The organism is Flavobacterium caseinilyticum (assembly GCF_004349085.1).
Lineage (GTDB): Bacteria > Bacteroidota > Bacteroidia > Flavobacteriales > Flavobacteriaceae > Flavobacterium > Flavobacterium caseinilyticum.
Genome location: NZ_SMFM01000006.1, coordinates 168,975 through 194,105, shown reverse-complemented (window position 1 = coordinate 194,105; position 25,131 = coordinate 168,975). Strand labels below are relative to the sequence as shown.

Annotated in this window: 23 protein-coding genes and 1 pseudogene; 13 read left to right on the top strand and 11 right to left on the bottom strand. The window is 35.6% G+C overall.

Going from position 1 to position 25,131, the window contains the following annotated elements; translation table 11 throughout:
• The first annotated feature begins 106 nt into the window (after positions 1–106).
• Positions 107–2,731, top strand: coding sequence for a cyanophycin synthetase (gene cphA, locus E0F89_RS13075; RefSeq protein WP_131910215.1), 2,625 nt, complete (start codon positions 107–109; stop codon positions 2,729–2,731).
• A 128-nt stretch (positions 2,732–2,859) separates the two neighbouring features.
• Here the strand turns inward: cphA and E0F89_RS13070 are convergent, their stop codons facing one another.
• The 9 genes from E0F89_RS13070 to tgt form a co-directional block, all read right to left on the bottom strand.
• Positions 2,860–4,119 (bottom strand): asparagine synthetase B, encoded by a 1,260-nt coding sequence (locus E0F89_RS13070; protein ID WP_131910214.1) that lies wholly within the window; start codon positions 4,117–4,119, stop codon positions 2,860–2,862.
• A 415-nt stretch (positions 4,120–4,534) separates the two neighbouring features.
• The gene (locus E0F89_RS13065) at positions 4,535–5,203 is read right to left on the bottom strand and encodes a response regulator transcription factor (protein ID WP_131910213.1); all 669 of its coding nucleotides are present in this window, start codon (positions 5,201–5,203) and stop codon (positions 4,535–4,537) included.
• Positions 5,204–5,206: 3 nt separating this feature from the next.
• The gene (locus tag E0F89_RS13060) at positions 5,207–5,998 is read right to left on the bottom strand and encodes a sensor histidine kinase (protein ID WP_131910212.1); all 792 of its coding nucleotides are present in this window, start codon (positions 5,996–5,998) and stop codon (positions 5,207–5,209) included.
• A gap of 644 nt (positions 5,999–6,642) precedes the next feature.
• A complete protein-coding gene (locus tag E0F89_RS13050) occupies positions 6,643–7,035 on the bottom strand; it encodes a hypothetical protein (RefSeq protein WP_131910210.1) in 393 nt (130 codons plus the stop codon).
• Between the two features lie 166 nt (positions 7,036–7,201).
• Positions 7,202–8,746: a replicative DNA helicase gene (dnaB, locus tag E0F89_RS13045; RefSeq protein ID WP_131910209.1), complete on the bottom strand. Its 1,545-nt coding sequence runs from the start codon at positions 8,744–8,746 to the stop codon at positions 7,202–7,204.
• Positions 8,747–8,886: 140 nt separating this feature from the next.
• Positions 8,887–9,840: an acetyl-CoA carboxylase carboxyltransferase subunit alpha gene (locus E0F89_RS13040; RefSeq protein WP_131910208.1), complete on the bottom strand. Its 954-nt coding sequence runs from the start codon at positions 9,838–9,840 to the stop codon at positions 8,887–8,889.
• A gap of 115 nt (positions 9,841–9,955) precedes the next feature.
• On the bottom strand, positions 9,956–10,843 hold the full coding sequence (locus E0F89_RS13035; protein ID WP_131910207.1) for a DMT family transporter: 888 nt from the start codon (positions 10,841–10,843) through the stop codon (positions 9,956–9,958).
• Entirely contained in the window at positions 10,830–11,918 is a 1,089-nt protein-coding gene (locus E0F89_RS13030) for an LptF/LptG family permease (protein ID WP_131910206.1), read from the bottom strand. Before E0F89_RS13030 ends, E0F89_RS13035 begins: the two co-directional genes overlap by 14 nt.
• Before the next feature lie 73 nt (positions 11,919–11,991).
• A complete protein-coding gene (tgt, locus tag E0F89_RS13025) occupies positions 11,992–13,122 on the bottom strand; it encodes a tRNA guanosine(34) transglycosylase Tgt (RefSeq protein WP_131910205.1) in 1,131 nt (376 codons plus the stop codon).
• 1,120 nt (positions 13,123–14,242) lie between these two features.
• Here tgt and E0F89_RS17155 point away from each other — a divergent pair.
• The 8 genes and pseudogenes from E0F89_RS17155 (at position 14,243) to E0F89_RS12990 (ending at position 21,103) form a co-directional block, all read left to right on the top strand.
• Positions 14,243–14,638 (top strand): hypothetical protein, encoded by a 396-nt coding sequence (locus tag E0F89_RS17155; protein ID WP_165930031.1) that lies wholly within the window; start codon positions 14,243–14,245, stop codon positions 14,636–14,638.
• The gene (locus E0F89_RS17470; RefSeq protein ID WP_262709544.1) at positions 14,635–14,757 is read left to right on the top strand and encodes a hypothetical protein; all 123 of its coding nucleotides are present in this window, start codon (positions 14,635–14,637) and stop codon (positions 14,755–14,757) included. Before E0F89_RS17155 ends, E0F89_RS17470 begins: the two co-directional genes overlap by 4 nt.
• A gap of 17 nt (positions 14,758–14,774) precedes the next feature.
• Entirely contained in the window at positions 14,775–14,831 is a 57-nt protein-coding gene (locus E0F89_RS17505) for a hypothetical protein (RefSeq protein WP_317126100.1), read from the top strand.
• Positions 14,832–15,179: 348 nt separating this feature from the next.
• Positions 15,180–15,383 (top strand): annotated as a pseudogene (locus E0F89_RS17565) (hypothetical protein); the annotation flags it as partial.
• Between the two features lie 416 nt (positions 15,384–15,799).
• A complete protein-coding gene (locus E0F89_RS13005) occupies positions 15,800–18,508 on the top strand; it encodes a cation-translocating P-type ATPase (protein WP_131910204.1) in 2,709 nt (902 codons plus the stop codon).
• Between the two features lie 403 nt (positions 18,509–18,911).
• The gene (locus E0F89_RS13000) at positions 18,912–20,135 is read left to right on the top strand and encodes a porin family protein (protein WP_131910203.1); all 1,224 of its coding nucleotides are present in this window, start codon (positions 18,912–18,914) and stop codon (positions 20,133–20,135) included.
• A gap of 75 nt (positions 20,136–20,210) precedes the next feature.
• Positions 20,211–20,588 carry a ribosomal maturation YjgA family protein gene (locus E0F89_RS12995; RefSeq protein ID WP_131910202.1) on the top strand — a complete coding sequence of 126 codons (378 nt, stop codon included), beginning with the start codon at positions 20,211–20,213 and terminating at the stop codon, positions 20,586–20,588.
• Between the two features lie 95 nt (positions 20,589–20,683).
• The gene (locus E0F89_RS12990) at positions 20,684–21,103 is read left to right on the top strand and encodes a DoxX family protein (protein ID WP_131910201.1); all 420 of its coding nucleotides are present in this window, start codon (positions 20,684–20,686) and stop codon (positions 21,101–21,103) included.
• A gap of 73 nt (positions 21,104–21,176) precedes the next feature.
• Here the strand turns inward: E0F89_RS12990 and E0F89_RS12985 are convergent, their stop codons facing one another.
• On the bottom strand, positions 21,177–22,016 hold the full coding sequence (locus E0F89_RS12985; protein ID WP_131910230.1) for an alpha/beta hydrolase: 840 nt from the start codon (positions 22,014–22,016) through the stop codon (positions 21,177–21,179).
• A gap of 214 nt (positions 22,017–22,230) precedes the next feature.
• Here E0F89_RS12985 and E0F89_RS12980 point away from each other — a divergent pair, with 214 nt between their 5' ends.
• Positions 22,231–22,668 (top strand): DoxX family protein, encoded by a 438-nt coding sequence (locus tag E0F89_RS12980; RefSeq protein ID WP_131910200.1) that lies wholly within the window; start codon positions 22,231–22,233, stop codon positions 22,666–22,668.
• Positions 22,669–22,775: 107 nt separating this feature from the next.
• On the opposite strand, the gene E0F89_RS12975 is transcribed toward E0F89_RS12980, so the two are convergent.
• Entirely contained in the window at positions 22,776–23,153 is a 378-nt protein-coding gene (locus E0F89_RS12975; RefSeq protein WP_131910199.1) for a hypothetical protein, read from the bottom strand.
• 370 nt (positions 23,154–23,523) lie between these two features.
• Between E0F89_RS12975 and E0F89_RS12970 the strand changes: the two genes are divergently transcribed.
• From E0F89_RS12970 to uraH, 3 genes are all read left to right on the top strand, one after another.
• Positions 23,524–24,093 (top strand): Crp/Fnr family transcriptional regulator, encoded by a 570-nt coding sequence (locus tag E0F89_RS12970; protein WP_131910198.1) that lies wholly within the window; start codon positions 23,524–23,526, stop codon positions 24,091–24,093.
• Positions 24,094–24,156: 63 nt separating this feature from the next.
• Positions 24,157–24,699 carry a heme-binding protein gene (locus E0F89_RS12965; RefSeq protein ID WP_131910197.1) on the top strand — a complete coding sequence of 181 codons (543 nt, stop codon included), beginning with the start codon at positions 24,157–24,159 and terminating at the stop codon, positions 24,697–24,699.
• A gap of 17 nt (positions 24,700–24,716) precedes the next feature.
• Positions 24,717–25,124 (top strand): hydroxyisourate hydrolase, encoded by a 408-nt coding sequence (gene uraH, locus E0F89_RS12960; RefSeq protein ID WP_131910196.1) that lies wholly within the window; start codon positions 24,717–24,719, stop codon positions 25,122–25,124.
• Positions 25,125–25,131 lie beyond the last annotated feature (7 nt).

Here is a 25,131-nt window from a genome sequence, read left to right as displayed (position 1 = left end):
TAGATTGTACTTTATTTTTTTTATCCAAATTATTATTGGTTAAGAATGAAAACTAAGCCTTTGTATTCAACTACTTTTTTACACAAAAAATAATCTTTCCGTTTTTATGAAAATAATTAAAGTACAAGCCCTTCGTGGTCCGAATATCTGGAGTATTCAAAGAAAAAAATTAATCCAAATGCGTTTGGATTTGGAAGAAATGGAGCAATTTCCCACCAATAAAATAGACGGATTTAAAGAACGAATTGAAGCAATGTTTCCTTCAATGATCGAACACCGATGTTCTGAAGGTTGTCGAGGCGGATTTTTTTCCAGAGTAGAACGCGGAACCTGGATGGGACATGTCATCGAACATATTGCACTCGAAATTCAGTCGCTTGCCGGAATGGAAACCGGTTTTGGTAGAACAAGAGAAACTAAAACTCCCGGAACGTATAATGTAGTTTTCAGTTATACAGAAGAAAATGTAGGCCTTTTTGCAGCAGAATCCTCTGTTGCTATTGCCGAAGCATTAATTGCAGGAACTGAATATGACCTAAATGCCGATTTACAGAAAATGCGCGAAATACGCGAACGCGTGAGACTTGGACCAAGCACCGGAAGTATTGTAGAAGAGGCTGTTTCCAGAGATATTCCTTGGATACGTCTTGGAACAAACTCATTGGTACAACTTGGATATGGTATCAATCAAATGCGTTTTCAGGCAACAATCACCTGTAAAACCAGCAGCATTGCAGTAGATATTGCCTGCAATAAAGAACAAACTAAAAAAATGCTAGAAATGGCCTCCATTCCTGTAGCGAGCGGAAGCATTTGTGTAGACGAAGAAAGTTTAGCTGAAGTAATCCAGAAAATTGGCTATCCTATTGTCCTAAAACCTTTAGGCGGAAATCACGGAAAAGGTGCTTCTATTAATGTAACCAACTGGGAGGATGCGGTTGCCGGTTTAGCTTTTGCACAAACCTATGGAAAACGTGTCATTGTAGAAAAATTTATAACTGGTTTCGACTTTAGAATATTGGTTATCGATAATAAATTAGTTGCTGCCGCAAAAAGAGTTCCTGCACACGTAATAGGAAATGGAACGGACAACATTCAACAGTTAATTGATACCACGAATCTGGACCCAAGAAGAGGTTATGGTCATGAAAATGTACTGACTCAAATTGATGTTGACCGTGATACCGAAGATTTATTAGAAAAGCTGAGCTACACTTTGGAAACCATTCCAAGAATTGGTGAAATTGTATTTTTAAAATCTACCGCAAATTTAAGCACTGGCGGAACTTCTGTAGACGTGACTGATATGATGCACCCGGAAAACATCTTTCTTGCAGAAAGAATTTCAAGAGTTATTGGACTCGATGTTTGCGGAGTTGATATTATGGCCGAAAATTTAACACAACCGTTAAAAGAAAATGGCGGCGTAATTCTGGAAGTCAACGCGGCTCCCGGTTTTAGAATGCACCTTGCGCCTTCTGAAGGATTACCAAGAAACGTTGCTGCACCGGTAATTGACATGTTATATCCTCCGGGAAAATCGTGCCGTATTCCTATAATTGCCGTGACGGGAACAAATGGAAAAACCACCACTACCCGACTTTTGGCGCACATTGTAAAAAATAACGGATTCAAAGTAGGATTCACTACATCAGACGGGATTTATGTTCAAAATCACATGATGGAAAAAGGCGATACAACAGGACCGCTAAGTGCCGAGTATATTTTGAGAGATCCAACGGTGGAATTTGCTGTCTTGGAAACTGCCAGAGGTGGAATTCTTCGTTCTGGTTTGGGTTTTAGCCGCTGTGATATCGGAGTGGTGACTAATATCCAGGAAGACCATTTGGGTATAAGTGACATTCATACTTTAGATGATTTGGCCAAAGTTAAAGCAACAGTGGTCAAAAGCATCAAGAAAAGTGGATGGGCTGTTTTGAATGGTGATGATCAGCAGTGTGTAAAATTAGGTCAGGATCTGACTTGTAATGTAGCTTATTTTAGTTTGAGCGAAGACAGTGATTTTATCAAAAAACTTTGTGCTGAAGGAAAAACAGTTGCAGTATATGAAAATGGATATATCACTATCAAAAAAGGAGAATGGAAAATCCGAATCGAGCGTGCGACTCATGTACCGTTAACAATGGGCGGAAAAGCGAAATTCATGATTGCCAATGTCCTTGCAGCCACTTTAGCGAGTTATTTATGGGGCTTCAAAACCGAAGATATCAGCTTGTCTTTACAAACTTTTATTCCAAGTGCCGCTCAAACGCCAGGTCGTATGAATATTTTTGAATTCAAAAAATTCAAAGTACTAATTGATTTTGCTCACAATGCATCCGGTTATAAAGGAGTTGAAGAATACCTTCAAAGTGTGGATGCTTCGAAGAAAATTGGAATTATAGCAGGAGTAGGTGACCGTCGTGACGAAGACATTAAGGAATGTGCTGCTATTGCCGCCCGAATGTTTGACCATATTATCATCCGACAAGAAAAATACCTGAGAGGAAGAACTGAAGATGAAATTATTAATTTAATTCTAGATGGAATCAAAGCTTCCGGTAAAACCGTTACCTATGAAATTATCCCTAAAGAAACCGAAGCGATAAAACATGCTATAAACTCTGCCGAAGAAGGAAGTTTCATCACTGCTTTAAGTGACGTAGTGACCAATGCAATTGATATTGTACAAGAATATTTAGACAAAGAAAATGAACACGGAGTGGTGTAATTTTTTCAGGAGCTAATCCTGCTGTCCGTTATATCTTTCTCTGCCTAAAGAAGGCAAAGAAAGGATGTCACTGCCATCAGGGCTAAAAAAAATAAGCCAGTCGAATTCGATTGGCTTATTTTTTTACATTATGTTTTCAATTTTTTCTTTCTGGCTGCAGGAAATAAAACGTTATTCAAAATCAATCGATATCCAGGTGAATTGGGATGCAAGTCCAAAACAGTTGGCGGATCACCCACCTGATGCTGAAAATCTTCGGGATCGTGTCCACCATAAAACGTGAACATTCCTTTCCCTTTTTGCCCATGAATATAACGTGCTTCCCCATTAAGTTCGCATGATCCCATAACCAACACATTTGATTTTATTAAAGACGCATCAAATGCTGTAGTTTGCCCCATAAACCCTTTTACCAACTGCGTGTGATTTTGACACAACATACTCGGAATTGGATCCCATTTAGCTGAAAATTCCATCAAAGTGAAATAATCTTTATCCATAGGAATTCGTCTTTTTGAAGTCATATCAATATCCGAAAATTCATATTGCTCGGGTCTTCTTTCTAAAGTAAAATCCTTAAAAGCAAAAGAATTACTGTACTTAATCTTTGATTGGTAATTTCCTTCACTGGCATCCCCATCAAACATGGCTTCGCAAATATCAAGTCCGTCAGCTGCCAAAGCAATATCAAAACTATCCGTCGCAGAACACATCGCAAACATAAATCCTCCTCCTATTACAAAATCCCTGATTTTTTTGGCTACTGCTCCCTTTTCATTAGACACTTTAGAATATCCCAGTTTGGAAGCTAATGTTTCAGCTTCTTTCTTTTGTTCGATATACCAGGGCACATTTTTATAAGCGCCGTAGAATTTGCCATACTGACCTGTGAAATCTTCATGATGTAAGTGTAACCAATCATAAAGCAATAATTGATCACTAAGCACTTCTTCATCATAAATGGGAGTAAAAGGAATTTCAGCATACGTCAAAACCAAAGTTACAGCATCGTCCCATGGTTGTTTTCCTTTAGGGGTGTAAACGGCAATCTTTGGTGCTTTTTCTAACACTACGGATTCCATATTTTGGGAAGGACTGGAGATTTCATTTAAGATTGCCAATTCTTGCGCATCAGAAATTAATTCAAAACTGACACCTCGAATCTGGCATTCTTTACGAATTTCCTCGGCGTCAGGAAGTAAAAAGGAACCTCCGCGATAATTAAGTAACCAACTTGCTTTGTAATTTTTTTCTAAACACCAAAATGTAATTCCATACGCTTTCAGATGATTTTTCTGCGAGGTTTCATCCATTGGAACCAAAATAAAAGAAGCTTTGGCAGCTATGGATAATAGAAAAAGGAATATATAGAAGAGTTTCTTGAGCATCTTGCAGTAATTTATATATCTCAAAGATAGAAAGTAACGACTTCAAATGATTAAAATTTAACGTTTAAATGAAGTTTTATAATCGCTTTTTAAAAAAACACGTAAAAATACGCATAGCCAAACTATATCTTAATCCTAAATTCGCAGATATCACTTAATCAACCTAAAATGAAAAATTTAGTAATGAATCCAAAAGAAAGCAATGACCCATTCAATCCAATGAATTTGTTAAAAAAAATTGGATTATGTTTATTAGTAATACTGATAATCACTTTTTATATACTTTGCTACCAACATCTTACTTTGTAAAATGTTGATAAAATGGAAGATTGATTGATTCTTTTGAAGAATCACTATGTCAATTTTGCTCCAGACAATAAAAAAAAACCATTATCCCCCGCAGTTCCTTGGGGAATTAATCTTTCAACATCATATACTCATTCTGAACGGCGTACACGACCAGACCGGCAATGTTTCTGGATTCGGTTTTCAACAGAAGATTGTTTCTATGTCCCTCTACGGTTCGGGGACTTATAAAAAGCTCTTCAGCAATTTCCGCCGCGGTTTTTTGTGTACAAATAAGTTTTAGTACTTCAATCTCCCGTGGACTAAGAAAGTTGCTGTCAAAGGTGCTCTTGGTCTTTTTATTTGTCAAGAAATCATCCTGAATAATTTTCATGACATAATCCGTGTAGTAAAAACCTTTTTCAGCAACTTCATTTATAGTTGTAATCAATTCTTGCGGGGTTGCGTTTTTTATCAAATACGAAACCGCACCTACATCAATCATATTGGCAACAAAGGACTTTGAATCGTAACTGGTCAGAGCTATGATTTTTAGTTTTGGAAATTCCACATGAATAATCTTAGTTGCTTCAACGCCATTGATTCCGGGCATTTTTAAGTCCATGATGATAATATCCGGATGATTATTCTTATTGTTTTGGAGAAAAGAAATCAATTCATCCCCGTTTGACGCTTCAAAAATGATGTCAATATTTTGTTCACGGCCCAATAAAAAAGAAATTCCTTTTCTAAAAAGAATCTCATCATCCACTAATATTATTTTTATGGTTTTGCTCATTTTTTAAAAATTAAAAACTACTGAAATTCCTTTATTTAATGCAGATTCTAAAGTCATTTTACCATTTAAAAAAGCAATTCTGCTTTCTATATTTTTCATTCCTAAGCCTTTTTTATTTTCATCGGATTTCATTTCAAAACCAATTCCGTTATCCGAATAATAACAGTTTTTTATTCCGTTATTCTCTTCAAAAAGGACTGTAATAACGGTAGCTTTTCCATGCCGAAGCGAATTATTCATCAGTTCTTGCAAAATTCTAAAAACATGTAAATGTTTATCAATGTCTTTGAAATCAAATACAGTTTTGTTTTCATAATTTACTTTTACAGCTTTGGAACTGCTAAATTCCAAACATAATTCTTCCACTCCTGCATGTAGTCCAAATTTTTCTAAAACTGGAGGCAGCAAACCGTGTGCAATTTTTCTTGAATTATCTAAAGCTTTTCCGGTAAGATTGATAATGTTTGCTGTAATTTCATGAATCTCGTTTTGAGATAAATTAGGTGTGGTCAATAAATGTGAATTCAGCGAAACGATATTAAGCTTAGAACTGATGTCGTCATGCAAATCTTGTGCAATACGCTTGCGTTCCTCTTCCTGAGTAATAATTACGGCGCTTAAAAGTTCTTTTTGATACTGGATTTCTAAATCTTTTTTTTCTAATTCCTTTTGAATGATTTTCTTTCTTGAAAAATAAAAAAACAATATCAAAACCAATCCCATCAGAAGGAAAGCAATAAAACTATAAATTATGATTTCAATTAATTCACTTTCCTGCAGTCTGTTGACTTTCATAAAATTGTTTTAAATTCTCTTTTTTTAGAAAAACTCTTTTTCCATTCTACCAATATAAAAATCTGATACAAGACATACAATATGCTATTCAAAATCCATGTGATTTTATTCATTTTTGGACTTAAAACAACCGTTAGATTTCCTACCAGAAACAAAATTGTGCTGCCAAACAAATAGAATAAAACACCCATATTAATGAAATGAAAGTCTTTTTTTTCATTAAGCATATTGTAAAAATGAAAAGTGGCATACAAAATCAATAATATGGAAGTAATAAATATTTCGAAAAGATTAAATTTTAAAAACAAAGAAAAATCGTTCGCATATTGTATCCCTAATGCTAGCAAGACTATGATTAAGCAGACTTTTACTGTTTTTTTTTGAATTTCTTCCTTTAAAATATCTAAATAAAAAAGACTCAGAAGTACAAATTGACCAATGAAATAAAAATGCGAGAGATATAAGTTATTAATATTAAAATTCTTCAAGGTCATTGAGGTAATTTGGATTAAAAAAATTACACCAAGATACCAAGTAAAAATTGAGTAGGCTTTCCCATTATTGCGGACGCCTTTAATAAATAAAATCAGGTTAAGGAATAAAATTAAATACCCAATATTTGCAAATAAACTCCACATTACCAACTAGAAATTTAATGCACTTTCAGGATCACCCGCTGGCGGGCAAGGCTCTGTAAAATCGTATATATCATCGCCTAAACCTGCAGTATCGCCAACGCCTTGCGTGATTATATCAACATAAATTCCTGTAGCAGGATTATATTTTGTTCCTACGATCATTAACTTTTCAACGCCTTCATCATTCACTCCAATATAAGCTCTCACCGCATCTACTCCTTCTGCTAAAACTTCCAGTAGATCAATTTTAGGAATCAAAAAAGCATTGACATCATGGTGTTTATTATAATTACCTTCTCGTTTAGTCCAACGTTTGGCCCATTTTTGTGCCGTTTTTAATGGAATGGCATTAATCGATTTCCTTTGAATTTTCCCTTCTGAAGTAGTTTCTTGTGACATAGGCTTTGAGATTTGGTGCAATGTAATTTAAAATTCAAAAGCTAAACTACTATTTTTTATTATTTTAACAAAACGGAGTGTATATATAAAATCAAAAAGCCTAAATCAAAATTAATTTAGGCTTTTCATATTAAGTGAATTAATAAATAGCAATGTTTTATCGTTTCTAAAAAGGAACATCACTGTCATCATCCGGATCATTCAAATTACTTCCAAAAGCATCATTTGCAGATGGTAAATTTTTAGTAATAAAAGGATTATCATCCTGATTCATACTGGATGGTAAATCATCATAACCACCACTGTAATCTTCCAGATTATCAAATTTTCCTAAGTGACCTATAAACTTCAATCGAACGTTTTCAATACTACCGTTACGGTGTTTCGCAATCATTATTTCTGCCTGACCCGCAGTTGGTGATGCTTCATCATCATCCCATTCGTCAATTTTGTAATATTCGGGACGGTATAAAAAAGATACAATATCGGCATCTTGCTCAATCGCTCCCGATTCACGTAAATCAGATAATAAAGGTCTTTTACTGGATCCACGGGTTTCTACCGCACGCGACAATTGCGAAAGTGCAATTACAGGAACGTTTAATTCCTTGGCTAAAGCTTTTAAGTTTCGGGAAATCGTAGAAATCTCCTGCTCTCTATTTCCTCCGCCTTTTCCGTTTCCTCCGGCCGTCATTAATTGCAAATAATCGACAATTATGATTCGGATTCCATGTTGTGAGACCAAACGTCTCGCTTTTGCCCGTAAATCAAAAATCGATAATGAAGGGGTATCATCAATAAATAGCGGTGCTTTTTCTAAATTTTTAACTTTAGTACTCAACTGTTCCCATTCGTGCTTTTCCAGTTTTCCGGTACGCAATTTCTCCGATGACAACCCTGTTTCTGAGGATATCAAACGAGTGATTAACTGAACCGATGCCATCTCCAAAGAGAATAATGCAACTGGCATTCCGAAATCAATTGCCATATTTCGAGCCATCGATAATACAAATGCGGTCTTACCCATTGCAGGTCTTGCCGCTATAATAATTAAATCACTCGGCTGCCAACCTGAAGTAATCTTGTCCAGTTTATCAAAACCAGTTGCAACACCACTCAATCCTTCCTGACCGGCAATTTCCTCAATTCGTTTTTTGGCTTGCAATACTAAACTCTGCGCCGTTTCGGAACTACGTTTGATATTTCCTTGCGTTACTTCGTATAATTTGGATTCGGCTCTGTCCAATAAATCAAAAACATCCGTGGTTTCATCGTAGGATTCCTCGATAATTTCGGAAGATATTCGAATTAAACTGCGTTGAATAAATTTTTGAAGAATGATCCTGGAATGAAACTCAATATGAGCCGAGGAGGAAACCTTTTGCGTAAGCTGGATTAAGTAAAAATCTCCACCGGCCAAATCTAATTTGGCATTTTTCTTAAGTTGAGCTGAAACGGTTAATAAGTCAATAGGCTGTGTTTCTGTAAACAGTTGCACGATAGCCTCAAATATATGTTTGTGTGCTTCTTTGTAAAAAGCATCGGGCTGCAGAATGTCAATTACATCATCAACCCCTTTTTTGTCAATCATCATGGCACCCAATACAGCCTCCTCTAAATCGAGAACCTGTGGCGGTAATTTGCCCTTTTCGAGGTTTATTATTGTTGCTTTATTGACCTTTACAGGATTGATATTTCTGAAGTTTTCCATGAAGCGAAAGTAACAAAAATTAAAAAAATATAGTCAATGAGTTGTTACAAATAATTGTTCATAACTAACTATTTTTTGTTTATAAATCAAAAAAAATCCGAAACGGTAAGGCTTCGGATTAAATTATTATTTGTAAGATTTTACTCTTTATATTCCCCCATCTTACTGTATTTGTCCATTCTTTGGGCAATTAATTGTTCTGTTGATAAGTCTTTCAATTCATTGAAACCTTTCATAATATATTGCTCTACAGTTTTGAAAGCAGTCTCTCTGTCATAATGCGCTCCACCTAACGGTTCCGGAATAATATCATCCACTAATTTTTGCTTTTTCATGTCAGCAGAAGTTAATTTCAAAGCTTCGGCAGCTTGTTCTTTATATTCCCAACTTTTCCATAAAATCGAAGAACATGATTCTGGAGAAATAACGGAATACCAAGTGTTTTCCATCATATATACCTTGTCTCCTACTCCTATCCCTAATGCTCCACCTGAAGCTCCTTCACCAACAATAACTGTGATAATAGGCACTTTTAAGCGAATCATTTCAAATATGTTTCTGGCAATGGCTTCTCCTTGTCCACGTTCTTCAGCTTCCAGTCCTGGATAAGCTCCGGGAGTATCGATCAAAGTCAAAACAGGAATGCCAAATTTCTCTGCCATTTTCATCAATCGCAACGCTTTTCTATATCCTTCCGGATTTGCCATTCCAAAATTACGGAACTGACGCGTCTTGGTATTAAATCCTTTTTGTTGACCCACAATCATAAAGGATTGTCCGTCAATTTTTCCTAAACCGCCAATCATGGCTTTGTCGTCTTTAAAACCTCTGTCTCCAAAAAGTTCCAGAAAAGTATCACCGCACAACGCGCGAACGTGATCCATTGTATACGGACGACTAGGATGTCTGGAAAGCTGAACACGCTGCCACGCAGTCAGATTTTTATAGATTTTTCTCTTAGTCTCTTCTAGTTTCTTGTTGATTTGTTTGCAAGTATTCGTTACATCAACATCTGATTCCTGACCAATAACGAGACATTTGTCTAACTGTTCTTCTAGTTCTTTTATTGGAAGCTCAAAATCTAAATATTCCATAGGATTTTTGCGTTTTTGTTTTTATTTCGAACCGCAAATATAAAATTTTAAATCGTTCGAAAAGGTAAATATTCTATTTATGTGTAAAAGTTTGCTTCAACAAACTAGGAGATTCTTAAACTGTTTTGCCCTTTTGATAATGTTTAATAGCACCATTCAGGATTACCGTGATAACGATTATCAGTGCTCCGATGTAAAATTCAAAACTCATTTTCTCTTTTCCGCCAAGGATAAAATAAGCCAAAATAATTCCGTAAACCGGTTCTAAATTTGTAGTCAGCATGACCGTGTACGGTGTTAATTTCTGCATTACTTTCACTGATGCCGTAAAAGCATACGCAGTACAAACCGAGGCTAAAATCAGAATTAAAACCCAATTATTAGGGGTCAATACAAAGAAATCCGGGCGGAATTTCCCTTGGAATAAAAAGTAAATTGAAATGAAACAGACACCTGCCAGAAATTCGTAAAACGAAATTACCGAAGGATCATGGTCCGCAATTAATTTGCCGTTCATCAACGTGAATAAAACGCCTAATACTATTGAGGCTAACGCATACAGCATACCTTCGAGATAATCGATTTCGACCTTCATAATTAATGCTAATCCGGCGATAATAATGAGTCCAAAAAAAACTTCGTACCACAATACCTTTCGACCGTAAAACAGCGGTTCTAGTATTGATGCAAAAAAAGCACCCAGCGAGAAAACCGACAACGTAATGGAAACATTAGAAACATGAATCGCCTTAAAAAAAAAGATCCAGTGCAACGCAATCAATAAGCCGACAAAAATTAATTTCAGAAAAGATTTTAACGGAATTCTGAACGATTTTTTTTTGAAGACTAAAAACAGTGCTAAAAAAATCGCTGCAAAAAACATACGATACCACACTAATGCGTCTGCGGTAATGGTAATTAAAGCTCCTAAAATGGCGGTAAAACCCCAAATAAAAACAATCAAATGAAGGTTTAAATAACTTTTTAAATTATCGTTTCGCATTTCGTAGAAGATAAATGGCTAAAATTCCAAAGGCAATATTAGGCAGCCAAACGGCTAACAACGGTGGTATACTCGATTTTTCGGCCAGTACGCCAAAAATTTTATCAAAAAACACAAAGGCAAAAGCCAGTGCAATTCCAATGGCTAGATTGGTTCCCATTCCTCCTCTTCGTTTCATTGCTGAAACTGCAACCGCAATAATGGTGAGAATAAATGCCGATACCGGAACGCTGTATTTTTTATATAAAACCACTAAGTACACATTGATATTAGAGGAACCTCGTTCTCGCTCTTTTTCAATAAAGGCGTTCAATTTTCTTAAAGTCAGTGTCTCCGCGATGTAAACCACCGGAGTCAGATCCTCCAAATCAAAATTAAACACAGCCCTTTTTTCCGGTACTTTTTCAATTATATCATCTAATTCGCCCACCGTCCTTTTCGTGTAATCATATAAGGTGTAGGTACTGTCTTTTGGATTCCATTTTATCCTGCTGGCAGTTATTTTATACTCTAATTTCTCTTCTTTGAACTTTTCCAAGGAGAAATTGAAGGCTGTTTTGGATTCTGTATTGAAACTGTTTACATATATAAACTCATTATCGCTAATTTGTCGGTATACATCCGTGTTATCGCCACGCATGGCCTCTTTACCGCCACCTTTCAAATAAGTGTACCTGAAATTATTAAAACCTTCACTTGCGGCCGGAACGACAAAGAATCCCATCAATAACACAAAAATCGAAACGATCGAAGCACCAATAAGATACGGTCTCAGAAAACGGGTAAACGAAATTCCCGAACTCAATATAGCAATAATCTCGGTATCATTCGCCAATTTTGACGTAAACCAAATCACTGATAAAAACAAAAATATGGGAAAAAGCGAGTTCGCAAAATAAACGGTAAAATTATAGTAATACATTGCAATCTCTAAAAACGGGACTTTATTCTCCAGCATTTTATTGACCTTCTCCGCCACATCAACAACGATTCCTATGGGGATAAACAACAATAACATCACCGAGAAGGTGGCTAAATATCTTTTTAGGATGTATTTGTCTATTATCGTTAACATGTTTTAAATTATGAGTTATGAGTTATAAATTATGAATTACAAGCTAACTCATAATTTATAATTCATAATTATTTTACAAACGCTGGCTCATATTCTTCACCATCATTTCTTTCCAAGGCTTGAAATCGCCAGCTAAGATATGTTTTCTGGCTTCACGAACCAACCACATATAAAATCCAAGATTGTGTATCGTGGCAATTTGTTTTCCTAAATATTCATTTGCAGCAAAAAGGTGGCGCAAATACGCTTTTGTATATTCTGTATCTACAAAGGTGATTCCCATTTCGTCAATTGGAGAAAAATCATCCTCCCACTTTTTGTTTTTAATATTGATGGTACCATGTGCGGTAAACAACATTCCGTTTCTGGCATTACGCGTAGGCATCACACAGTCGAACATGTCAATTCCAAGGGCGATATTCTCCAAGATATTTATCGGAGTTCCAACGCCCATCAGGTAACGCGGTTTATCTTCGGGTAGGATTTCACAAACCACTTCGGTCATTGCATACATTTCCTCGGCAGGTTCCCCTACTGAAAGTCCGCCAATGGCGTTTCCTACTTGATTTGAATTCGCAATATATTCTGCTGATTGCTGACGCAAATCCTTGTAACAGCTTCCCTGAACAATTGGAAAAAAAGCTTGATCGTAACCGTATTTCACAGGCTGCGTGTCTAGATGATTGATGCAACGATCTAACCAGCGATGTGTCATTTTCATCGAGCGTTTCGCGTAATTGTAATCACATGGATATGGCGTACACTCATCAAAAGCCATGATAATATCGGCACCAATGGTACGTTGAATTTCCATCACATTCTCTGGCGTAAAAAAGTGGTACGATCCATCAATATGCGATTTGAACTTCACCCCTTCTTCCTTGATTTTTCGATTAGCTGAAAGTGAATACACTTGGTATCCACCAGAATCCGTCAAAATATTACGGTCCCAGTTCATGAATTTATGCAAACCACCGGCTTTTTCCAAGATTTCCGTTTGTGGACGCAAATATAAATGGTAGGTATTTCCCAAGATAATATCCGGGTTAATGTCTTCTTTCAATTCCCGTTGATGCACTCCTTTTACCGAAGCGACGGTACCAACAGGCATAAAAATTGGGGTTTCAATCACCCCGTGATCAGTAGTAATACTACCCGCTCTAGCTTTAGAAAGCGGATCTTTTTTTAATAAATCAAACTTCATAGTAACAAATTTCAACCCGGTTGTTCGGCTGGCAAAGATAGGTTAATTTGAAAACTACATCAAAAAAATGTTTGCGACCTCATTAAGGGAAAAAAGAGGTTCCTAAAATCCAAAATTCAATCACTTTTTAAGAGGGAAATTAGATAAATACAGCATCCAAAAACACATTAACCTTTTAGTACATGGTTTGTGCGTGTCCACGTCCACTTGCATTACAGCGTGCCTGTCTATTCGTTGCAAACGAAGTTCATTGAACGCAACTTAAAATTATTGATAGCTGGAGTAATCTCCGAAAGAAAAATGGAGAGGATTTTCACTTTTATCCCTAACGCCAACAGACGGCTCCAACAACTACAATAGTCTTAATGTAGATTCAAAAAGCATCCGTCAAATAAAAAGTTTGCTAAATAATTTGTAAAAAATTATGATGTATTTAAATTTTAATAATTTCAAACAGACCTTCGCCAATTTACCCGTATTTGGGTGTATGTTACAAGGCAGGAATTAAAGCTCTTTTGATACTACTTTCCCGTCCTGAAATAGCGATACAAAAAAAGTATAAATAAAGAAAGGTCTCCTCTACGAATTCAGTTAAAGTCAATTTTAGATAGTGGTCTTATAAAAATTCCACAAATACTCCTTCAAGACATATCAGAAGAAAATTTACTGGTTAAAATTGATGTTTTCTTTATTGGCAATTAGAATAACTAGAGCAGCTAACTTCGACAGTGATATATATTCCGTGCCCAAAATTGCCTGAGTTTCTTTACCTGCTTACCTCGAAAAGCTGTACAATACTGAACGAAGAAGTAATGAAGCACAATAGCTGTAAACCAAAACAATTTTTTACAAATGAGGTTAAATCATGTTAAACGAAATCATTTACAAATCCAACAAGCGTTTTGCAAAAATGCGAAGTAACTGCTCCATTTGAATGTTTTTTTTCTTATATTTATAGTAAGTGTTTAATCAATGTAAAAAAGGCCACTTTAGTCCGCAACTTTGTCAAGTGCAGGAAAGCGGTAGCCATTCGTCCCAAAATCCATTAAAAATGACCAAACATTTTAAAGATGTGGAATCCGAAAAACATTAAGAGTAGGAATAATTAAATTATGAAATTATGAAAACATTAAATTATTTACTGACCCTATTGTTTGTTTTGACACTTAGCTCTTGTGCCTCAACTTCAAAATTTCCAATTTCAAGTACTGCACCAGCAGCAGACATTTCTGCGAAGAAAAAAACAGACAGCAACAAAAACATAACACTTGAAATAACCTCTCGAAACCTTGCGAGCCCTGACAGATTAAATCCTCCGGGTAAAAATTACAATATTTGGATTGTAACAAAAGAGTACGGTGTAAAAAATGCTGGACAATTAATGATTAAAAACGCTAAAAAATCGACTTTTAAAACCACGACACCTTTTGATTTTGATGAAATATTTATTACTGTAGAAAATCAAGGAGATTTAAAATATCCAACAGGAATAGAAATTTCCAGAACTAAAATTTGAAAAATAAACTTGGCGAAAAAAAAATGTTGCTTGATGGCGGAGTACCAAGTTTTTTATCAGGAAGTATAGGAAGTATAAAACCTAAAATATTCCCGTTTCTGCGACAGGAAACGGGATAGTTACAACCGGAGATCATGTGCATTATTTGATAACAGAATTTGGAACTGCTAAATTATTTGGTAAAACTTTATAACAAATAACTAAAGCCTTACAAAAAATTACGACGCTTCGTTTTATAAGGGCTTGGAAATGAAATAATCGAGCAATTTGGAAAGTAATGATGAGCAGTGGAATACTGATTTAAACGATAAAATTATCAAATAAACATTTAAAAATTCCAATTAAGCCAGATTTTAAACTTCATGAGTCCTATAATCACGGGAGTTTTATTGGCTCACTTAATCTGACGCTTGTTTAAAAAATATTCGCCATGATTGCTTTGCCTCTTTACTCTGGTTTCTTATTAAGTTTTTTAAGTTCAATCCCTCAAGTATTTTCAGGAAAATGTCTTGTGGAAAAATAGGAACGGGTAAATGAACTCAGATTCAATTTTCAATTTGACATTGATGGGCTAAGTTTGGTATTTACACTGTTGATTACCGGAATCGGAACGCATATCATTATTGATGGTGGCACGTATCTTTCAAAAGATAAAAATCTGAGAAGCTACTATTCTTTTATATTTTCATCATTACGGGAGCCCCAGCTCCTTAAAGTTTCTTGTCAACCTCAAAATTTATCATAGTAGCTGTAGATGATTTTGACTAGAGCAATTTCCCAAACTTGTTAGTTATAGAAATCGACTTAAAGCCTTTGACCAGCCTGTAACAGCGATTTGTAATCCGTGCCCACAACAGTTATAGTTTCGTCGCACGCGCAGTAAGAACAATAAAACTCATATTGAACGAAACCGATTGCAAGTTTGTTAACATGAATTGATCGTAAAGTTTATTGAGGTATTTACCAGTGGATTTTAGGTCCTCTTTTTTTGCGGAATGTTTTGATGGTTTTCATCCGAAATATTTCAGCCTTACTTACTAATAATTTAATTTTTAGTAACTTAGGACATGAGTTTGCCGCTGAACGGCAAGAACTCGAATATTAGCGCTCATGCGAAGGAAGAGCGCAACGACTTGAGGATGGAATTAAAAATGTTTTAACATGGAACATCAAGATACAATAGCCCAGGAGCAATGGCAATCATTTCGAGAAGAAGATATTTTCAGAGAATTAAAAACATCTGCAAAAGGCTTAAGTCAGGACGAAGCAAAAAATAGGATAGCATTTTACGGTGAAAATAAATTGCCAGAGAGTAAAAAAGTTTCCTTATTGCAGATAATCCTGCACCAGCTATTGAATCCGTTAATCTTTATCCTTGTTGCTGCTGCTGTTGCATCGGTAGCCATTGGCGAAGGGAAAGATGCCATATTTATTTTTCTGGTTATTTTCATAAACAGTGCATTGGGAACCTATCAAGAATTTAATGCAGAGAAGAGCGCCAGCAGCTTGCAGAAATTAATGAAAATCAAGGCCAGAGTACGGAGGGATAGCAAAGAAACAGAGTTACCTTCTGAACAACTTGTGCCGGGTGATGTTGTTTTACTCGAATCAGGCATGAAAGTACCGGCAGATATGCGGCTGCTTGAAGTATCAGAATTAGAAGTTGACGAAAGTTTTCTTACTGGGGAATCTATAGCAGCAAAAAAACAAGTTGCCATATTAAAGGAAAGCCTCGGCGTTGCCGAAAGAACCAATATGGCTTTTGCTGGTGCTACCGTAATGAAAGGACGGGGCGTGGGCATTGTAGTTTGTACAGGTATTGATACGCAGGTTGGAAAAATATCTCAAGATGTTACCGAGTCGGTTTCTGCAAAACCGCCTCTGGTACAACGCATGGAAAAATTCATCAAGCAGATCAGTATTTTTATTATTGCCCTTAGTATTATTTTGGGAATTGTGCTTAGAATGCAGGGTATGGATTTCACTGCAATATTCTTCTTTGTCGTTGCACTTTCTGTTTCTGCCATTCCCGAAGGTTTACCAGTAGCTTTAACTGTGGCATTGTCCATTGCTACTACACGAATGGCAAAACGAAATGTAATCGTTCGTAAGCTAACATCGGTTGAGAGTCTGGGCAGTTGCACCGTAATCGCCAGCGACAAAACGGGCACACTGACCGTTAACGAACAAACAGCAAAAATCATACAGTTACCCAACAATAGCCAATACACTATTGAAGGACAAGGCTACAACGGTGAAGGTAAAGTTATTGATTCGCAAGGAAAATCAATTGAGGTATCAGAAAATGATGCTATTGCAAAAATTGCCCGTATAGCTGTTTTTGCTAACGAGGGATCGTTAACCAAAGAAAATGAAAAATGGTTCTATCATGGCGATGCAATGGATGTTGCCCTGCTGGGCATGAGTTATAAGCTTGGAATAGATCCCGAAAAATGGCTTACAGAGGAAAAGCCGATTGGGAAAATTCCGTACGAGTCGGAACGCAAATTCTCGGCATCATTTTGCAATGAGAACAACTCGATATTCATTAATATGAAAGGTGCTGTTGAGACCATTCTTGACTTTTGTACTTCAGTATGCCTTAACGGGCAGATTAAAGAAATAGATAAAAATAAAATACTTGGCGATGCAGAGCATTTAGCCAAAGGTGGTTACCGTGTGTTGGCTTTTGCCAGTGGCGAATGTAAATCCTATCAAAAAAAAGAAATTTATGAAAATGATGCTATTCCTGCCCTTACATTTTATGGACTTGTAGGTTTTATTGACCCATTAAGGCATGAAGCTAAAATATCAGTTGAACAGTGCCGGGGAGCCGGAATAAAAGTAATTATGATAACTGGCGACCATCCCGAAACAGCCGGTACCATAGCACGTGAATTGGGCATAGCCGATGAAAGTACCCAGGTAGTAACCGGACAAATGTTTGCCCAAGCAGGGGCATACGACAGTCCCGCTTTCGAGAAATTAGTGGCGTCAACTGCTGTATTTGCAAGAGTTTCACCAACTCAAAAGTTAGAAATTGTAGATGTATTAATTCGTAGAGGGGAATTTGTTGCTGTCACAGGCGATGGAGTAAACGATGCCCCTGCACTTAAACGTGCTAACATTGGTGTGGCAATGGGCTCTGGTACCGATGTGGCTAAAGAAGTTGGTTCAATGATTGTGGTCGACGACAACTTTTCATCAATTGTGGCGGGCGTTGAAGAAGGTCGCTTTGCTTTTGATAATGTGCGTAAGGTTATTTATCTTTTGATTGCAACTGGTGCTGGTCTAATTATCTTAATTCTACTTTCTGTTTTGGCAGGATTACCCCTGCCGCTGCTTGCCGTACAGCTATTGTGGTTAAATTTAGTTACCAATGGTATACAAGACGTAGCCCTTGCTTTTGAAGGAGGGGAGCAAGGAGCCATGAAACGGCCTCCACGTAAACCTTCTGAGAAAATATTCAATACTCTCATGATTAATCAAACCATTGTATCAGGTGCAACAATGGGTTTCATTACTTTCGGACTTTGGTATTATTTAAACACATATACACAAATGGACGAAACATATGCACGCAACCTTATCCTATTGCTCATGGTATTAATGCAAAACTTCCATGTATTCAATGCCCGATCCGAAAGGGTTTCTGCTTTTAAGGTGCCATTAAAAAAAAATATTATCCTGGCATTTGGGGTTTTGGCAGCTCAAGGTATCCATATCATTAGTATGCAAATTCCATTTATGCAAAACATATTGCGAATTGAACCCGTTACTTATAAAGAATGGTTATATGTAGTAGCGTTGGCTATACCGATGATATTGGTAATGGAAGTATTCAAGTATTTGCGCAGAAAAAAAACATGACCAATACTATTATTTATTGTCTTATTTACTTCTAAAATCTTCTAAAGAAAAAAAGATCGAAAAAAAAAACACCGGAATTAAAAAACTTAAGTCCAACAAATAATATACAAGACAATGAATATTGATTTGAACGGAGCCTATTGTACATTGGGCGACAATATGGCCATATCGTTGAATTTTCAAGGCGGTTGTCGAGAATATTTCGCATCCACTTTTTTTGAGGAGTATTTAAGTTAGTTTTCAGATTATCATCCTTTACAATCATCACTAGACTTTTCAAAAAATAATTTTAATTGTAGTTCAAATCATATATATTTACTCGCTGCATAATGCCTTTGCTAGTTTAACCAAAGTGACGTTGTGTGTTATTACAAATCCAAATTCAACCAAATCAATATTAAATATGAAAAAACAATTACTATTACTTTTAACCGCAATCTTAAGTTTAAGCGCATCTGCACAAATTTCCTTTGAAAAAGGATACTTCATTAATAATTCAGGGGAAAAAATTGATTGTCTGATCAAAAATATCGAATGGAGAAATAACCCAACAGAATTTGAATACCAGCTTGTTCAGAACGGAACCTTGATGAATGAAAATATAAAGTCCGTAAAAGAATTTGGAATTTACAACAGCTCAAAATACGTTAGAAGTACCGTCAAAATAGATAAATCTCCCACTCATATTAATAATCTGAGCGACGATAAGAATCCAGTATTTGTTGAAGAGCAACTTTTTTTAAAAGTATTAGTGGAAGGCAAATCTAATTTATACCAGTACGAAAACGGAAACATACAACGATTCTTCTACAATAAAGATACTGCCAATATTGAACAGTTGGTTTTTAAGAATTTTAAAAATTCTGAAGATAAAACCGGGGAAAACAATCAATTTAGACAGCAATTGTGGAACGACTTAAAGTGTCCTAGCATTACAATGAATAAAATGGCCAATTTAAAGTACCAAAAAAATAGCCTAACCAATTTTTTTGCTGAGTATAACAAATGTAACAATTCAGAATTTGTAAATTATGATAGAAAAGTAAAAAGAGATTTATTTAATTTGTCGATCAGACCTCGTTTGAATAACTCCTCTTTATTCATAAAAGACCTTGTTTCTAATTCTACTGACATAGATTTTGGAAGTAAATTAGGCTTTGGTATTGGTATTGAAGCTGAATATATACTACCATACAACAAGAATAAATGGGCTATTGCCATTGAGCCCACTTATCAGAATTTTAAGTCTGAAAAAGCAATTGACGGCAGTTATTTTTCAGGAGGTAATCAGATTGCAACCGTTAATTACAATTACATTGATATTCCGTTAAGTGTAAGACATTATTTTTTTCTCAGCAGCAATGCTAAAATTTTTATTAACGCTTCTTATATTTTTGATGTGAATTCAAAATCATCAATTGAGTTTACTAGAGCTCCCAATACCTATATCAATTCTGCAAAACTTATAACTCGAAGTAATTTTGGTTTCGGTGTAGGTTATAAATTCAAGGATAAATACAGCTTGGAAATGAGGTGGCAAACAAGTAGAAACGTTACAGGAGATTATTTTATCTGGAATTCAGACTATAAAACATTCTCTGTAATATTCGGATATTCTCTATTTTAAAAACAACCAGTCAAGTAAAAAATAAAAAATTAAACAACAATGTGAAGTAAAACAACAATCCTTCAAACAACCAATATGTTTCACTTCAACAGGAGATATTTTACGCTTACCGTTTTGCTTTTTCTAATAGAAATTACAATTGCTTTGTATGTCCATGACAACTTTATAAGACCTTATTTTGGAGATTTTTTAGTGGTGATTCTGCTATATTGTTTTCTAAAGTCGTTTCTAAAGATTTCCGTTTGGGTAGCCGCAGCTCTTGTATTGGTTTTTTCATTTGCTATAGAAACCGCACAATATTTAAATATCGTTGAAAAACTGGGATTGCAGAGTAATAAAATTGTTAAAGTCGTTCTTGGAAATTCTTTTGCGTGGATGGATTTGCTTGCCTATACCTTGGGTATTTTGGCTGTAATCATTATGGAGAAAATTCTCTTTCAGACGAAAGAATAGAAAGTGATAATTACTTCGAGCTCGTTTTAAAACAAGCAAATTCTTGTAAAAATAAAGTACGTTTGTAAGAACCAAAACTAAAAACTTTAAAAACTATGATTCAAAAACTATTTTCCCCAACCTCTTGGTCCGCTAATGCAACAGATTTGGGCTCGCTTATTTTACGTCTAACATTTGGTTTATTGATGTTGAGTCATGGTATTCCAAAACTGATAAAGTTAATGAATGGTACAATGGAATTTGGTGATCCAATTGGCATTGGAGTTCCAGCATCATTGGCTTTGACTGTTTTTGCCGAGGTTTTATGCTCCGTATTAATTATAATCGGATTGTGGACCAGACTGGCATTGATTCCACTTATCATTACGATGGCAGTTGCTGTCTTTATTGTTCACATCAACGATAAACTGGAAACCATGGAATTAGCATTGATGTATTTACTTTCCTATTGCGCGCTATTTTTATTGGGAAGTGGTCAATTTTCTGTTGATGCGATTTTGAAAAGAAAAGCATAAACGAATTATTCTTTTTCCTAATATTTTAATAATACAACCTTAGTTATACTGTTTCAGCAGTGTAGTTAAGGTTTTACTTGTTGTGCAATTTCATAAATGCAATAATCTCATCAAAGCGGTTACTCCAAGGTGAGAAATACTGAAGCACCATCGGAATATGCTTTTTATTCAATCTAATTGGCGTCACATCTGGTTGGAAAGGTTGCAAAGCTTGTACAAAACGGATGTTGGCAATTTTTATGGAATTATACGTTTTATCTCCTACATAAATTAAAAAGGGAGGTGTATTCTTGTTTAAAAAATAAATTGGAGAAGCGTCCTTCCATAGCTCAGGATTTGAAGTCCACGTAGTGAGATAATCATCTTTTTCCGTTGGCGGATTTCCTTCTAAATAATTTTTCATATCCAATCCTGCCGCATCATTCAGGATGATTCCGGCAATAGTTCCAGAATCAATTCCATATTTCGGATTCGTGACTGCCAAAGCTCCAAGATGCCCGCCTGCCGAATGACCCGTGATAAAAATCGAATTGGGATTACCGTTGTACTGACTGATATTCTTTTTTGTCCACTGAATGACGGATCCAATCTGTCGCGCCATGTCATCATACGTAGCGTCAGGACTTAACGTATAATCCGGGATAACAGTAATCACGCCTTTGCTTGCAAAATTTCTGCCAAGTAAATCATAGGTCCCTTTCTTACCGCTGTTCCAATTGCCTCCGTGAACAAAAATTATAACGGGAACCGGCGTCAAACTTGATTTTCGGGGAACAAAAACATTCAATTTTGGCGTTTTAGCAGTGCTTTTTTCAGTAGAATTGATGTACGAAATATCAGTATTTTTTTTAGAACTGCAGTTGACCAAAAGAAAAGCATTCAGTAAGATGATGATGAAAAAGGAGACGCGCATATTCATTTTTTTTACGAATATAAGATTTTAAAAAATCACGAAAGTTAATTTAGCTTTAAAAGGCAATTTTCATGAGTAAAACACTTTTCATAACCTTTAATACGCCTATATTTACTATGAAATTTTTGCTTATTAATGCTGCTGGAATTATCTTTTATCAAAAATTTAGAGCTTCTTTCCCAACATTTATTTTCATAAAAAAAATTTAATAAAAATGAATATTACAAATACCCAAAATCTCGAAAAAATGAGTTTAGCTCAAAACATAAGTCGGCATATTTTAGGACTATTCCTTACAACTGCCGGAATTAGTCATCTTACTTGGAATCGAACTGAATTCTTAGCACAAGTACCACCGTGGATTCCAGTAAACGCCGATTTAGTGGTTCTGCTGTCTGGGGTAGTTGAAATTACTTTGGGTTTATCCCTAATTCTGTTATTTAAGTACCGCATCCAGGTTGGATGGATTGTGGCTGCTTTTTTTGTCCTTGTATTTCCGGGAAATATTGCGCAGCTAGTCGAACATAGAAATGCTTTCGGACTTAATACAGAACTAGCTAGATGGCTTAGACTTCCACTTCAACCAATCCTTATTTTAGTAGCATTATGGTCAACTGGCGCTTGGCATTCGTGGAGGAAAAATAAAAATTAAACAAAGAAATCCACTATATTTTTCCTTTTAAATTAAAAAGCGATCCTATACCAAACAAAATAGGCTGCCCTTTCGGACAGCCTCATTTACATTTATCTCAGAAAAGATTAGTTGAATTGTGAAGCCACATATTCAATTAAACTTTCATCACTCATTTTATTAGAAGTACTTTGTTTAGCCTCTACATTTTTGTATTGTGGAGTCTCACTCAAATATTTAATAAATTGTTCTTGAGCTGTTCCAGGTCCTGTTACGTGCAATTCATCAACATTTTGCATGTGAGCTGTAATACCTTTGAATAATTTGTGAAGAGAATCTCTTTCAGCATTATTTGCTGCATTTTCATTTGAATTACCACCTTGACCTTCTTCTTTTTCGTGTCCTAATACTACGAAATCTCCTGAATCAACATTTTCTCTACCTACGATAGTTGCATGATGTGTATCCATCCACACTCCGAATTGTTTTTTACTTTTCTCTGACATTATTGTTTATTTTATTTTATTACTATTTCAAGTTTAAAAAATTGTCAAAAAGCATGCCGCGACAGCTCAAATACTTTTTCTTTTAAAAATAGGATTTTTTTTTAAAATAATGGCAGTTATTTGAGGTTTTTTTATAAATAAATAACATTGAATCACAGAACGTTAATTAAATATACTTGGGTCAGAAAATACAAATTTGTCAGCGCTGTATTTTTTTAATACGAACTGCCATTAAACAATATAATGGAAAAAATGCGTCTATTGTTACTGACAAGTTATGCATTAAGTACGTATTTTATAAAATTACTTTACAGGAAATGCATAGTTCGTATCTTTACTTTCAAAAAACAAATACCTAAATCACAATAAGATGTACGAATTACTAAAAAAGTATATCAGCAACAGAACACAAATCAATGATGAACAAATGGATTTCATCTGCTCCTTTTTTAAACCATTGCAAACCAAGCGCAATGAAATTTTAGTGCGTTACGAAGAGACTTGCCAACAGTATTATTTTGTAAACAAAGGTTGTATCAGAATTTTTACCATTAATAAAGAAGGAATTGAAACATCACGATTTTTTGCTTTTGAAGGCGGTTTTGGAACAGCTTTACCAAGTTTTATTGATCAACAGCCTGCTTACGAATACGTGCAAACTATAGAGAAATCAGAATTATTGGTGATTTCCAGAACTAATTTTTACAATCTTGTAACAACAATACCGGAATTTGGACTGATTTACAGAGCGATTCTGGAATTAGGTTTTATAACGGCTCAAAAACGCATTTACGGTTTTCAGGGATTTGATGCTTTGGAGAAAGTCCAATGGATTATTGCCAACCAACCTCATTTTTTATTGCGGGTTTCCAATAAAATGGCTGCGTCCTATTTGGGAATTTCTCCTTCAACCTTAAGCAGAATAAAATCCAAACTCTAAAAACGTTGACATAGGACAAGCTATTTCACGCGACTCATTTTTAATTTTGTAAAAAAATTAATCATGAAAATCAATTCTTGTCTATTAGTATTACTCATTCCTTTATTTTCCTTGGCACAAATCAGCACCAAAAAAAGCATTGTTGCTAACCAATTGAATATAAATGCAACGGAAAATTACACTACACAATCCACACAGCTAACCCTCAAAACTGCATTTCAAATAACGGAACAAGCCAGAGCAACTGCAGCAGCGTTAGGCAAAAATGTGACGGTCGCAGTATTAGATGCTTCGGGACAAATTATAATTCTCACTCGTGGGGAAGAGGTTGGTCCTCACAATACGGAAGCGGCGAGAAGAAAAGCCTATACCGCATTATCCACTAAAACGCCTACACTGCTCTTGTCCAAAAATGCCAGATCCAATCCGGATACGCAAAATTTAGCCACACTGCCGGAACTCTTATTATTAGGCGGCGGTCATCCGCTTTGGTACCACGGAAAAGTAATTGGCAGTATTGGCATTGCCGGTGGTGGAAGTCCCGAAAACGATGACGCAATCGCTAAATCAGCAGCAATTTCAGCCGCACAGATCAAAACTCATTAATTTTAAAAACAAACAAAATGAAAAATTTACTTTTTAGTTTACTTCTTACAGCTATAGCAACAGCATCGTTTTCGCAGAACAATACGCATCAATTGTCCAGTCATATTTTAGACATATCGAGCGGAACGGCCGCATGTGGTGTTCCGGTTACGTTAGAAAAATTTGATGAAACTTCAAAAATATGGTCTTTTGTGGAAGAAAAAACAACCGATAAAAATGGCAGGATTACTGATTTCCTGAATTACAAAGACGCTAAAAAAGGAATTTACAAACTTCGGTTTCTGGTAGCAGACTATTTTAAAAACAAAAAGACAGATAGTTTTTATCCATTTATTGAAGTTGTTTTTCAAATAAAAGATACCAATCATTATCACGTTCCTATAACGCTTTCCAGCTATGGATATGCAACGTATCGGGGTAATTAGTTTCGTT

Bases quoted from the DNA above. Each gene is read 5' to 3' on its own strand.
- E0F89_RS13040 (WP_131910208.1), bottom strand. From the start codon at position 9,840: ATGGAATATTTAGATTTTGAGCTTCCAATAAAAGAACTAGAAGAACAG.
- E0F89_RS12975 (WP_131910199.1), bottom strand. From the start codon at position 23,153: ATGTCAGAGAAAAGTAAAAAACAATTCGGAGTGTGGATGGATACACAT.
- E0F89_RS13050 (WP_131910210.1), bottom strand. From the start codon at position 7,035: ATGTCACAAGAAACTACTTCAGAAGGGAAAATTCAAAGGAAATCGATT.
- E0F89_RS12985 (WP_131910230.1), bottom strand. From the start codon at position 22,016: ATGCGCGTCTCCTTTTTCATCATCATCTTACTGAATGCTTTTCTTTTG.
- E0F89_RS13065 (WP_131910213.1), bottom strand. From the start codon at position 5,203: ATGAGCAAAACCATAAAAATAATATTAGTGGATGATGAGATTCTTTTT.
- E0F89_RS13035 (WP_131910207.1), bottom strand. From the start codon at position 10,843: ATGCGAAACGATAATTTAAAAAGTTATTTAAACCTTCATTTGATTGTT.
- E0F89_RS13060 (WP_131910212.1), bottom strand. From the start codon at position 5,998: ATGAAAGTCAACAGACTGCAGGAAAGTGAATTAATTGAAATCATAATT.
- cphA (WP_131910215.1), top strand. From the start codon at position 107: ATGAAAATAATTAAAGTACAAGCCCTTCGTGGTCCGAATATCTGGAGT.
- E0F89_RS12980 (WP_131910200.1), top strand. From the start codon at position 22,231: ATGAATATTACAAATACCCAAAATCTCGAAAAAATGAGTTTAGCTCAA.
- E0F89_RS17155 (WP_165930031.1), top strand. From the start codon at position 14,243: ATGAAAACATTAAATTATTTACTGACCCTATTGTTTGTTTTGACACTT.
- E0F89_RS12995 (WP_131910202.1), top strand. From the start codon at position 20,211: ATGTTTCACTTCAACAGGAGATATTTTACGCTTACCGTTTTGCTTTTT.
- E0F89_RS13000 (WP_131910203.1), top strand. From the start codon at position 18,912: ATGAAAAAACAATTACTATTACTTTTAACCGCAATCTTAAGTTTAAGC.
- E0F89_RS12965 (WP_131910197.1), top strand. From the start codon at position 24,157: ATGAAAATCAATTCTTGTCTATTAGTATTACTCATTCCTTTATTTTCC.
- E0F89_RS13030 (WP_131910206.1), bottom strand. From the start codon at position 11,918: ATGTTAACGATAATAGACAAATACATCCTAAAAAGATATTTAGCCACC.
- E0F89_RS13070 (WP_131910214.1), bottom strand. From the start codon at position 4,119: ATGCTCAAGAAACTCTTCTATATATTCCTTTTTCTATTATCCATAGCT.
- uraH (WP_131910196.1), top strand. From the start codon at position 24,717: ATGAAAAATTTACTTTTTAGTTTACTTCTTACAGCTATAGCAACAGCA.
- tgt (WP_131910205.1), bottom strand. From the start codon at position 13,122: ATGAAGTTTGATTTATTAAAAAAAGATCCGCTTTCTAAAGCTAGAGCG.
- E0F89_RS12990 (WP_131910201.1), top strand. From the start codon at position 20,684: ATGATTCAAAAACTATTTTCCCCAACCTCTTGGTCCGCTAATGCAACA.
- E0F89_RS13005 (WP_131910204.1), top strand. From the start codon at position 15,800: ATGGAACATCAAGATACAATAGCCCAGGAGCAATGGCAATCATTTCGA.
- E0F89_RS12970 (WP_131910198.1), top strand. From the start codon at position 23,524: ATGTACGAATTACTAAAAAAGTATATCAGCAACAGAACACAAATCAAT.
- dnaB (WP_131910209.1), bottom strand. From the start codon at position 8,746: ATGGAAAACTTCAGAAATATCAATCCTGTAAAGGTCAATAAAGCAACA.